12 protein-coding genes and 2 pseudogenes are annotated in these 10300 nt (G+C 60.3%); 8 read left to right on the forward strand and 6 right to left on the reverse strand.

Going from position 1 to position 10300, the window contains the following annotated elements:
- Positions 1-41 precede the first annotated feature (41 nt).
- Positions 42-749: a dienelactone hydrolase family protein gene (locus tag FAZ95_RS13040; RefSeq protein ID WP_137332848.1), complete on the forward strand. Its 708-nt coding sequence runs from the start codon at positions 42-44 to the stop codon at positions 747-749.
- Between the two features lie 15 nt (positions 750-764).
- Here FAZ95_RS13040 and FAZ95_RS13045 read toward each other — a convergent pair whose 3' ends face one another.
- From FAZ95_RS13045 to FAZ95_RS13055, 3 genes are all read right to left on the reverse strand, one after another.
- Positions 765-1787 carry an SGNH/GDSL hydrolase family protein gene (locus FAZ95_RS13045; RefSeq protein WP_137332849.1) on the reverse strand — a complete coding sequence of 341 codons (1023 nt, stop codon included), beginning with the start codon at positions 1785-1787 and terminating at the stop codon, positions 765-767.
- Entirely contained in the window at positions 1771-2172 is a 402-nt protein-coding gene (locus tag FAZ95_RS13050; protein WP_137332850.1) for a hypothetical protein, read from the reverse strand. Before FAZ95_RS13050 ends, FAZ95_RS13045 begins: the two co-directional genes overlap by 17 nt.
- Positions 2173-2288: 116 nt before the next feature.
- A complete protein-coding gene (locus FAZ95_RS13055) occupies positions 2289-2732 on the reverse strand; it encodes a hypothetical protein (protein ID WP_137332851.1) in 444 nt (147 codons plus the stop codon).
- Between the two features lie 705 nt (positions 2733-3437).
- On the opposite strand from FAZ95_RS13055, the gene FAZ95_RS13065 reads away from it, so the two are divergent.
- Complete coding sequence (locus FAZ95_RS13065; RefSeq protein ID WP_137332852.1) at positions 3438-4643, forward strand: NnrS family protein; 1206 nt, start codon at positions 3438-3440, stop codon at positions 4641-4643.
- A gap of 19 nt (positions 4644-4662) precedes the next feature.
- Here FAZ95_RS13065 and FAZ95_RS13070 read toward each other — a convergent pair whose 3' ends face one another.
- Positions 4663-4920, reverse strand: a complete 258-nt coding sequence (locus FAZ95_RS13070; RefSeq protein WP_496543832.1) for a hypothetical protein — start codon at positions 4918-4920, stop codon at positions 4663-4665.
- Positions 4921-5232: 312 nt separating this feature from the next.
- A pseudogene (locus FAZ95_RS40045) lies at positions 5233-5477 on the reverse strand (GNAT family N-acetyltransferase); the annotation flags it as partial.
- A 482-nt stretch (positions 5478-5959) separates the two neighbouring features.
- Here FAZ95_RS40045 and FAZ95_RS13075 point away from each other — a divergent pair.
- The 5 genes from FAZ95_RS13075 to FAZ95_RS13090 all read left to right on the forward strand — a co-directional run bounded on the left by FAZ95_RS13075 (position 5960) and on the right by FAZ95_RS13090 (position 9001).
- The gene (locus FAZ95_RS13075; protein ID WP_137332854.1) at positions 5960-6157 is read left to right on the forward strand and encodes a hypothetical protein; all 198 of its coding nucleotides are present in this window, start codon (positions 5960-5962) and stop codon (positions 6155-6157) included.
- A gap of 242 nt (positions 6158-6399) precedes the next feature.
- The gene (locus tag FAZ95_RS13080; protein ID WP_137332855.1) at positions 6400-6975 is read left to right on the forward strand and encodes a phasin family protein; all 576 of its coding nucleotides are present in this window, start codon (positions 6400-6402) and stop codon (positions 6973-6975) included.
- 164 nt (positions 6976-7139) lie between these two features.
- Positions 7140-7883, forward strand: coding sequence for an acetoacetyl-CoA reductase (gene phbB / locus FAZ95_RS13085; protein ID WP_137334538.1), 744 nt, complete (start codon positions 7140-7142; stop codon positions 7881-7883).
- Positions 7884-7923: 40 nt separating this feature from the next.
- A complete protein-coding gene (locus tag FAZ95_RS40505; protein ID WP_302674733.1) occupies positions 7924-8055 on the forward strand; it encodes a hypothetical protein in 132 nt (43 codons plus the stop codon).
- Positions 8056-8080: 25 nt separating this feature from the next.
- Positions 8081-9001 carry a recombination-associated protein RdgC gene (locus FAZ95_RS13090; RefSeq protein WP_137334539.1) on the forward strand — a complete coding sequence of 307 codons (921 nt, stop codon included), beginning with the start codon at positions 8081-8083 and terminating at the stop codon, positions 8999-9001.
- A 63-nt stretch (positions 9002-9064) separates the two neighbouring features.
- On the opposite strand, the gene FAZ95_RS13095 is transcribed toward FAZ95_RS13090, so the two are convergent.
- A complete protein-coding gene (locus tag FAZ95_RS13095) occupies positions 9065-9685 on the reverse strand; it encodes a cobalamin-dependent protein (protein ID WP_137332856.1) in 621 nt (206 codons plus the stop codon).
- Here FAZ95_RS13095 and FAZ95_RS13100 point away from each other — a divergent pair.
- Positions 9657-10229 (forward strand): annotated as a pseudogene (locus FAZ95_RS13100) (TetR/AcrR family transcriptional regulator); the annotation flags it as partial. The gene FAZ95_RS13095 and the pseudogene FAZ95_RS13100 overlap by 29 nt on opposite strands.
- Between the last annotated feature and the right edge of the window lie 71 nt (positions 10230-10300).

Genomic DNA, 10300 nt, shown 5'->3' on the forward strand with positions numbered 1-10300 from the left:
CGGCGCTATGCTAGCGGTTCCGTTCAACCAAGGAGCATCCAATGAAACCGACGCCAGGATCGATGATTTCCTTTCAGCGCCCTGACGGCCAGCAACTCCAGGGTTATTTGGCAACGCCCGAGAAGCCCGAAGGCGCGCCCGCAATCGTCGTGATTCAAGAGTGGTGGGGATTGAACGACCAGATCCGCGGCGTGGCGGACCGGCTTGCGCAATCCGGATATTTGGCTTTGGTACCCGATCTCTATCGCGGCAAGATGACCGTCGAAGAGGAAGAAGCGCATCACTTGATGAGCGGTCTCGACTTCGGCGACGCGGCCGGCCAGGACGTTCGCGGCGCCGTGCAGTACTTGAAGCAGCGTTCCGAACGCGTCGCGGTGATGGGCTATTGCATGGGCGGCGCGCTGACCCTGTTGTCGCTATGCCAGACCCCTGAAGTATCGGCCGGCGTGGTGTGGTACGGCTTTCCTCCGCTGGAGTACATCGACGCGTCCAAAATCAAGGTGCCCGTCATCGGCCACTGGGCCACCCAGGACGACGCCTTTTCAATCGAGACGGTCGGTGCGCTGGAAACCAAGTTGTCGGACGCCAAAGTCAACTTCGAATTCCATCGCTATCTTGCACGTCACGCGTTTGCCAACGAGACCGCGGTCGGGCCCAGCCGAATCGCGATCACGCAATACGATCCCGTCTGGGCGCAGTTGGCCTGGGACCGTACGCTGACGTTCTTGGGACGCACGATGTGGGCGTAGCGCGCGAATAGCGGCTCAGTGACCTAAACCGCTCGCCGCGATTTGCTGCTCCACGAACTGCGCGAACAGCGCGTGCAAATGCGTGGCCGGATGAAGGTCGTCGGCGAACATGTACGTCTGATCCGCGTTGGCCGACACGTAGGTGGGCGGCGAGCAGAACAATGACGTGTCATCGGGCGTTTTCGACGGGTCGCAGGCTTGGGCCGTGTTGGAAACGCTAAAGCCGTTGGCCTGAAAATTCGCGATGATCTGATTCACCCACGTGTAGGAATCGATCTGAATGACCTTGCCTTGCAGGCCGTCGGCCTGCAAGGCAGCATTCAAGTCATTGTTGAACATCTGCGACTCCTGGGTCAGCGTCGCCCCGCCGTCGGGCTGAGCAAGGCCTTTCGGCGACAGCCCGACATTCGGCACATTGACCACGACAACATGCGTGGCGCCGCCCTGCACGATTTGTCCAATGATTTGAGCGAGCGTGCTGGCAGCCGTCTGAACGGTTTGCGCCGCGGCCGGCAGCGCGCCCGCACGAAGCACGTCGTTCGCGCCGGCCCAGACCAGCACCAGTTGACTCGCGTTGAAACTCCCGTGAGCAGCCAGATAGCTCGAAACCTGCTGATTGACCGGCATTTCGACATTGCCGATCACGTCAGTCAGAAAGTCATTCTGACTGGCCGGCGTCGCGACCGTGGCGCCGCCTTCCGCATAGCCGAGACCGCCTTGCGCACTCAATTTATGGGTGATGTCGATCGTATAGGCCGCGCTTAGCGTGCCGCCGTAGTACTGTGCGACGTCCTGCGTCCACACTTGCCCCGGATTGGTCGTGAACCGCCCGCCTCCCACGGCGCTCGCGATCGGCGCGTAAGTCCCCACGTCCGACAAGCTATCGCCGAACGAAACGACTTGCAGACTGATGCCGCCCGCCGGCGCCGACCCGCCGCCACCGCTGCCCGAGCCACTCCCATGCCCCCCGCAAGCGGTAAGCAGTGCAATCAGCACGGCAGAAATTGCCATGCCTGCCTTGTTATGGATTCCACGCATCGCGCCTCCCTGCCGGTCGGCCGGAGCGCAGCGCGCGCTCCCGGCCTGTCGCCAGCCTGCTCAACGTTTTTTGGAAAGTCCTTACGAAATCGCGTATTCGCAACCCACACCGCAAACGGCATGCCGGCAAGCCTCCACCAGTGCATCGAGCGTCGTCACGACCGAAGCCTCGCGTTCCTGAAACTCTCGGCCGAATTCGCTCTCGTTCGCCGCCAGTCCGACGATCAAATGCGCCGTCGCGATGGCTTGCCTGGGATTTCAAATCGACGGCGAGATCCAGCCGCTCGATCAGATCGAGCGCCGCCTTCTTGACGTGCTTGAGTTGATCGGCGGTGATCTTGCCGCGCAGCAAGTCGTTGCGGGCGTAGCGCAGACCTTCGATCACCACCGTGTCGTAGTAGGCGGCGAGACCAAGGCTCGCAGACTGGAAGCGTCGGGCGGCGGATGCTTGCCGCCGAGGTGGCGGGAGGTGCGGCGCGCAGTCACGAAGGAACTCCGGTTTCACCATCGACCGCACGGCGACACGATCAGCCCGGCAACATCCGTCACCACGAGAATGAGCACGAACAACAGGGTCGACATCAGGCTTGCGTGCGTGATGAACGCAACCCGGCGCAGCAGCACGTGGTCCGAACGAGCGCCCGCTTCGCGCGCCACCGTCGCCGCGATCCGCCGGTTTCGCCATGCGAGCGCGGCGCCGCACACCCCCATGATCAAGCACACGGCGGCGACCACGGCGGAAGTCGTCAGCGCGCCGTGCAGCCGGGGCTGCGGCAACGGTTTGTCATAGGCAAAGCAGCTTTGCGCCGCGAGCGCCTCGACGATGGCGATTTGCAGGAACCACGCGAGCGGCGCGGCCAGCACGCCGAACAGCAACGCGGGCGCGCCGAGCGGATGACGTGCGCGGCGCGGCTCAGCGGCTGCTTGCGATTGCGAAGGCGGCATCAAGACTCCTCCTTGTCGGTTTCGGATGCTTCACCCGTCTGTTCGTCGGAATGGGGTCCACTCATCCGGTAACAGCCCGCAAGCAGCGTTCCCGACCTGCGTCCCCCATCGCGCGGGCGAGGAAGTTGTGCCACAGCAAATGCCCGTTCCCAGGCGCGTCAGACATTCATCGATCGTGCGCGCGGCAGGCTACGCGCAAGTTGCTGACGGTCCATTGATCGCCGCTCGGTCCGTCGCGAAGGCTGCAATCCGGAAAGATCGACGCCACGATCTTTCCGGACTCGGGGCACCGTCATCGTCCAGCGACGCCCATCACCAGCAAGAATTGAATCCCATACGTCGACACGCGTATCGCCACCCGCCGCCGCCTTTCCCTGTCCCCTTCCACTCGCAAGCATGGTGCCCGTCCGGCCTACCTCCTCATGCTTTCCAGCAAACCTTCGAGCCAATCCGCCATATCGTCCGCGCGCTCCTCTTCGGCCGCGAGAATGCTCTCCATCACGCGGCGCGACCGATAGTCGCACCGCGTGGCCGGACTTCAACCTCGCCAACGGACGGCGATCGGCGCGAGGCATAGCGGAGCGACGTGTGCACACGGCATGTGTCGGCTCGCGCGATGACATCACCGCGAATAGGGATACGACCATCGAAAATCTTCAGCGCCTTAAGATTCTTGAGAAATGAATCTTTTATTGGAGCGGCGCGATGAAGATCGGTGAGCCAAGGCCCAGTGCGATGAATTCTTCGTTGGAGTCAAACGCGATGCCTGTTCTTCGGCTCGGGTTTCGTCCTTTCTATCTGGGCGGCGCGGCCTTTGGACTCGTTGCGGTCACGCTGTGGCTAGCCGCTTTGCATGGCATCCCGATCGCCGGCCGTTCGCCGATGATGAACGGCATGATCTGGCATGTGCACGAAATGCTCTTCGGTTTCGTGGCCGCGATCCTCGTAGGATTCCTCCTCACAGCGGTGCGCGCGTGGACCTCGCTCGAGACGCCGCGCGGCATCTCGCTCGCGAGCCTGTGGTTGCTCTGGGCGGCCGGCCGGGTGCTGGTCTGGTCCGGCCCGGAACCTGTCGGCGCGGTGATCGATAGCGTCTTTCTGCCCGTCGTCGCGTGGGTGCTGTTTCGCGTGCTGCTTGCCGCCGGCAACCGCCGCAACATGTTCCTGCCGGCAGCGTTGGCTGTGCTTGGATTGATGAATGTCCTATTTCACTGGTGGACGTGGCACGGACGCATGGACCTTGCGCTGCGTATCGCGTACGCGGCAACGGGGCTCGTCATCATGTTCGTCGCGGTGATCGGCGGACGCGTCATACCGATGTTCACCAAGAACGCCATACCTGGCTTCTCCGTGAAGCACTGGAAGATCATCGAAGCGCTCGCGACGCCAACCGTCGTGCTCGCGCTATTCGCGGATGCGCTCGATGCGCCGTCTTTTGTCGTTATCGGCTGCGCAAGCGCTGCGGCAATCGTGCACGCGACGAGAATCGCAGGATGGCGTTCATGGCGAGTGGGCGCACGCCCACTCCTCTGGATTCTTCACGTTGCCTACTTGTGGATTCCGATCGGCTTCGCGCTGCTCGCGTTGTCCGCGTGGGGCGGAATCTCTCACTCGCTAGCGATACACGCGCTAACCGTAGGCGCGATCGGATGTGCGATCGTCGCGATGATCACGCGCACCGCACTTGGACACACCGGGCGTCCGCTCGTCGCGGGACGCGTCGAGGTCGCGAGCTACTGCCTGATGATCGCCGGCGCACTCCTGCGCGTATTCGGCCCCTGGTTCGACGCCGACGCGAGCGGTGCCTGGCTGTTGGCAGCGGGAATCGCATGGTGCGCGGCGCTGCTCGTCTATTTGATCAAGTACGTTCCGTTCCTGACCTCCGCGCGCATTGACGGAAAAGCGGGCTGACCTGCTCCGCCACATTCCATCACAGACGATATTTTGCAAACAGGCTCACGACGTTGGCGGCTGGGTGGATATTTTCATGCTTGAACGTTGCCGCGAGGAGTGCATCGATCGAGCCCGAAGCTATCCCGTTCCACACAACCCTTCCGTCCTGCCGGACCTTTCGGCCCGACATGTAAAGAGCGTACTTCTCGTTCGAGATGATCAACTCTATCGCAATCAGCAATGAGCTAACCGATAAGCTTCGAACCTGTGCTTCCTGTAATTCGTCGAGCGCCACCGGCAACGACGGTGTCCTTTTTCAATCCAGCAGGAATAGCGCGTTACTGCCGTTCGCTAAGCACCATTCGGGAGTCTTTGTGCCTAGCCTGGCTTCGAAAAATTCTTGAACGGCTTCACATCTTCGAAGCTTCTTGTACGCCCAGATCGCCATTGTGAGGTCCGGCAGTTTCGGCCGGCGGAAGTGTGTTGCATCGACCGGTTGAATCCACACTCAGCGAGGCGCTCGTAGTCCGCGCCACGCGAAAGCGACGCAGTGGGAATCAGTTCTTTGGCTGGCTGTAAATTCAATGCAGTCATCTGAGCGACAGGTTCATGCCGCCCTCCGCCCGTAGCAGCAAAGACTCGCTTTCGCCCCGCTCGCGGACGACTCGTCGTTCAAGCGCGCGTACAACTGGAATTTTCCGGTGTGCCACGGACCATGCGATAGGAGCGAAGCAGGCCCTCGTACCGATACCGACATTTCTGCAGTACCCGTGCCGAGCTCGCGTTGGTCTCAAGCACGGCTCCTTGAACTCGAACGAATCTAAGTGCTAAAAACGAACACTCCGTTACCGCCTTGAGCCTTTTCGCTGATCAGAATTCGGAAAATAAGCGACTCGCTTGGGATGTTGTAAATATCTCTAAGCATCAGGTTATACGTGGCCATATCTTAAGAAGACAATGCTGATCTATAAACATCATGTTCAGATATAAATAGGCGCGGCAGCGCTGCATTCTGGCTGCGCTGGTTCTTGATTGATGACGTATTCAGACATGGCGTGCGCCTCAGATCGGCCCGCCCCGCCGGTCAAGGCTTACATAGCCTCCGCACCGGCAGGGTGACGGCAAGGCGTTGCCTCAATGTGCAGGCTAAATAAACATACAAATGAAAAATGCACTCCGCATATTGCAATTGAAAATTGTGCGGCTATGATGACGTCTTCGTAAGGATTTCCTGACTGACCGCTTTGCAAAGACAAAGGAAATATTTGCCGCCATTCGCCGCGAAGACGGTAATTAATGCTCGCGGCGCAGACAGACTAAATCGAGGAGACAATATGCTGAGTCCCCATGAATTCGCCACCTTAATGCTCATCAAGGATGCGCCGGATCAGATTGGACTGGGCCGCGCCGAGCTCGACACGCTGCTGGAACGTCAGCTCATCTCACTGGAACGCCTCGCGTCGGGCCACCGACGTCCTCATGTCACAAGCGAAGGCGCTTCCATTCTCAAGGCCGTCGCGCGTAGGCGCTAGGGCATTGCGGCGCGTGTCGCTGGAGCACGTGGCGAACGAGCTGAAGAAGAAGTATGCGAAGTCGCTTTTGTTGGACTTTAATGTGTAGTGCCTCTTGCTGTAACGACCCTCCGAAGTATTCGCGACGCATGCTGCCTGGCAGGCGTCCTTGCGCTTCGGTTCATCCATCATCGCCATTCGCCGTGCGACATCCGGTCGATCGGGGTTTCGTACGGCGGACTGCATCCTGAGGAATTTCAATAATGGCTCTATCGAGTCCCGAGCAAATCGCCGCATCGCAGAAGGCCAGCCTCGACGCATTCTTCGGATTGACCGGCAAGGTCTTTGAAGGTGTCGAAAAACTGGTTGCGCTGAACCTGCAGGCCGTCAGGTCCACGCTGGCGGAATCGCAGGAGAACCTGACGAAGACGCCCGGCGCAACAGACCCGCAGCAGTGGTTCACGCTGCAAGCCGGTTTCACCGCGCCTTTCGCGGAGAAATCACTGTCATACGGCCGTCAACTCTTCGAGATCGCGTCAACTACGCAGGCTGAGGTCGCGCAACTCGCACAGACGCAGTACGAACGGTATAACGCACGCATGCAGGAATTCATCGAGGAAGCGACGAAGAGTGCTCCCGCGGGTTCCGAAGCGGCGATCGCCGCATGGAAGTCCGCGATCAGCGCCACCACCACGCTGTGCGAATCGCTGCAGAAGACGGGGCAGCAGGCCGTGGAAATGGCCGGGACTAATCTCGAAGCCGTCACGGCCTCAGCGTCCAGGGCCGCCAAACGTGGTGCCACCGAGTCGGCTGCAGTAGCCGCGAGCGCGAAGCAATAATGCTCACGCGGGCAGCAATGCCCGCGCAATCGGTTCCATACTTATATGTAGGATTCCTTTTATTTACTTCGGTTAAGGGTCCGGCATTTCAATGCTTCCAATTTTTGACTGAAGGCAGTGTTGCTCCCGACGGGCACGCCGCCGGCATTTGTGAGGACGATTCGATGGCAAAGCAGATCGCGGTAGTAACGGGTGGCATGGGTGGACTGGGCGAGGCGATCAGCATCAAGTTGCATGACGCCGGTTATACGGTCGTAGTCACCTATTCGCCCCGCAACACCGGGGCGAATGCGTGGCTTGCACGCACGGAAGCCGAGGGACGACAGTTCCGCGCGTATGCGGTCGACGTCGCCGACTACGACTCGTGCGAAACATGCACGGCGCAGATCAAAGCGGAAGTCGGACCCGTCGACATCCTGGTCAACAACGCCGGCATCACGCGCGACGCCAGCTTCAAAAAACTGGACAAGGTCAATTGGGACGCGGTAATCCGCACCAACCTCGATTCGGTGTTCAACATGACGAAGCCCGTGTGCGACAGCATGGTCGAGCGCGGCTGGGGCCGCATCATCAACGTGTCATCGATCATCGGCTCCAAGGGTGGGTTCGGCCAGACCAACTATGCTGCGGCAAAGGCCGGCATGCATGGATTCACGAAATCGCTGGCGCTCGAGGTGGCGAAAAAAGGCGTCACCGTCAACACGATCTCGCCCGGCTATATCGCGACGAAGATGGTGATGGCGGTGCCCGAGGACATCCGCGAGACAAAGATCATTCCGCAGATTCCGGTCGGCCGGCTCGGGCACCCAGACGAAGTTGCCGCACTCGTGCTGTACCTGTGTTCGCGTGAAGCGGGCTTCGTGACCGGCGCCAATATTGCGATCAACGGAGGGCAACACCTGCAGTGAACCCGAGAGATCAGCAATGGAGGTTCCGATAAGTGAAGCCATGGCGATCGTCGTAGGTTCATTCGTGCTGGTGACGGCGACAGTGTTCGTCGCCGCTCACTATCACCAGGAGCAGATGCGCCGAAAACTGTTCAAACGGCTGGATCACCCGGGAGGCGTCACCATCATATAGAATGCTGCGCTTTGCCTGTACTCCCGTGTGGTTCAAAAATCTTCAGCTTCATCGTCTTCCGGCCCCTTGGGCCGTGACCCCCGATCAAATGGAAAAATGGCTGGCGCCCCATGCCTTTCAGCCGGGCAACAGCATAGAGATGCAGAGCCACGGATGGGCGTCACGCGACGACGGTGCACTCGTGTATTCGACCAACGGGCAAATGCTGCTCACGTTTCGTGCAGAAAAGAAGCTGCTTCCGGCTTCGGTCGTCAATCAAGTGACTAAGGCCCGAGCGCTTGAAGTCGAAGAGCATCAGGGCTTTAAGCTCGGCCGAAAACAGCTGCGCGAACTCAAGGAGCAGGTCACCGACGAACTGCTACCGCGCGCGTTCAGCATTCGTCGTGATACCCGCGTATGGATCGACGCGGTGAACGGCTGGCTGATCATCGATGCGGCTGCCCAGGCGCTAGCCGACGACATTCGCGGGCTGCTCGTCAAATCGATCGATCAATTGCCACTTGCCAGCGTCCGCGTTGCGCTTTCGCCGGTTGCCGCCATGACGGACTGGCTGCTGTCCGGAGAGGCACCGGCCGGCTTCACGCTGGATCAGGAAACCGAGTTGCGTTCGTGCGGCGAAGGCAACGCGACGGTGCGATACGTCGGGCACGCGCTAGAAACGGACGACATGCGCCGCCACATCGAAGCGGGCAAGCAATGCATGCGCCTCGCGATGACCTGGGACGACCGGGTCTCCTTCGTGCTGACGCCGTCGCTGACCATCAAGCGTGTCATGCCGCTTGACGTGATCAAGGAGGCGGCGGATCCCACCGCGCAAAACGACGACGAACGCTTCGAGTCCGACGTCACGCTGATGACGGGCGAACTGGGCCGGATGTTGGCCGACCTGGTCGAGGCCTTGGGCGGCGAACAGCACGAGTCGATGCAGCGGGCAGCTGAGGCCTGATCTCCGTCGGCTGTCGAGGATCAGCGCCCTGCAGCGACGAGGTTTCGCGTCGACGCGTCAACTTCAAAGACAATCGCCTACGCGTGCCGCGTCACACGCCTGCTCGATACACTCGCACAACGATTCGACGATCGCCTCGAGCGACGTTCCAGGCCCGAATATCGCTGAGACACCTTTGGACGCCAACTCGGCGGCATGCTCGCCGGGAACGATACCGCCCACGACGACACGAGTCGGCAATCCACGCGAAGCGAGTTCGTCGAGTAAGCGCCCGACTAGCTCCAGATGTGCGCCCGAGAGCGACGAGACACCTACGATATCGACGCCTTCGGATTGCACACTGTCGGCCACCGACACCGGTTGCTGAAACAAAGGCGCGCGCATCACTTCGTATCCGGCATCCGCAAGTGCGGACGCGACGACGGCCGCGCCGCGGTCGTGTCCGTCCTGCCCAAGCTTGGCGATCAGAATGCACGGCCTGCGATCGCGGCGGCTGGAGCGACGTTTGTCATTCTTCTCGGTGGATTCGATCTTTCGGTCGCCGGCGTCTTGTCGCTTGTGAATGTCGTGCTCGCCACACACCCGCTCGACGGAGCCGGCATTGCTGCCCACTGCGTATAGACGTTGACCGAAGGATGTGCGCGTTTGAGTAAAGCGCGAACTCGCCAAGCAGATCGGGGTCACTCAACCGTTGCTGTATCGGTATTTTCCCAACAAGGAAGCGCTCATTGACCGCGTGTATAGCGAAGTCTATCGATGGGATCCCGCATGGGAGCGGTTACTCGCGGACCGCAGCATACCGCTGCAGGAGCGTCTTTGTTCGCTCTACAAAGCCTATTCGCATGTCATCCTCCAACGCGAATGGATTCGTACGTTCATCTTTGCCGGGCTCACGCGTGAGGGTATCAACAAGCGCTATTTGGAGAAGCTGCGCGAGCGCATATTCCGCCCGGTAATGGATGAGATCCGTAACACGTACAGCCTACCCACTCCTACGACGCCGGCTGCAAAAGAAGCTGAACTAGAACTCATCTGGAGCCTGCATGCGAGCATCTTCTATTTAGGTGTCCGCAAGTGGGTGTATGGGCTGCCCGTACCAAAGGATCTTGACGCACACGTAGAGCGCCAGGTCGATGCTTTCCTCAACGGCACACCCGCCACTCTGAAAAGGCTCTCGTCACCCTCGTCCGCTACGAAGGAGCCTTCGACACGGGGTCGTCGTTCGTAGACGCGCTGATTCGGCTAACGCCAAACTGAATCAGTCTCGATACTCATATCGCGCTGCTCACCGTTGCTTGC

This window comes from Trinickia violacea (assembly GCF_005280735.1).
GTDB lineage: Bacteria > Pseudomonadota > Gammaproteobacteria > Burkholderiales > Burkholderiaceae > Trinickia_A > Trinickia_A violacea.

Coding starts and splice junctions, on each gene's coding strand:
- FAZ95_RS13040 (WP_137332848.1), top strand. CDS start 42: ATGAAACCGACGCCAGGATCGATGATTTCCTTTCAGCGCCCTGACGGC.
- FAZ95_RS13045 (WP_137332849.1), bottom strand. CDS start 1,787: ATGCGTGGAATCCATAACAAGGCAGGCATGGCAATTTCTGCCGTGCTG.
- FAZ95_RS13055 (WP_137332851.1), bottom strand. CDS start 2,732: ATGCCGCCTTCGCAATCGCAAGCAGCCGCTGAGCCGCGCCGCGCACGT.
- FAZ95_RS13065 (WP_137332852.1), top strand. CDS start 3,438: ATGAAGATCGGTGAGCCAAGGCCCAGTGCGATGAATTCTTCGTTGGAG.
- FAZ95_RS13075 (WP_137332854.1), top strand. CDS start 5,960: ATGCTGAGTCCCCATGAATTCGCCACCTTAATGCTCATCAAGGATGCG.
- FAZ95_RS13080 (WP_137332855.1), top strand. CDS start 6,400: ATGGCTCTATCGAGTCCCGAGCAAATCGCCGCATCGCAGAAGGCCAGC.
- phbB (WP_137334538.1), top strand. CDS start 7,140: ATGGCAAAGCAGATCGCGGTAGTAACGGGTGGCATGGGTGGACTGGGC.
- FAZ95_RS40505 (WP_302674733.1), top strand. CDS start 7,924: ATGGCGATCGTCGTAGGTTCATTCGTGCTGGTGACGGCGACAGTGTTC.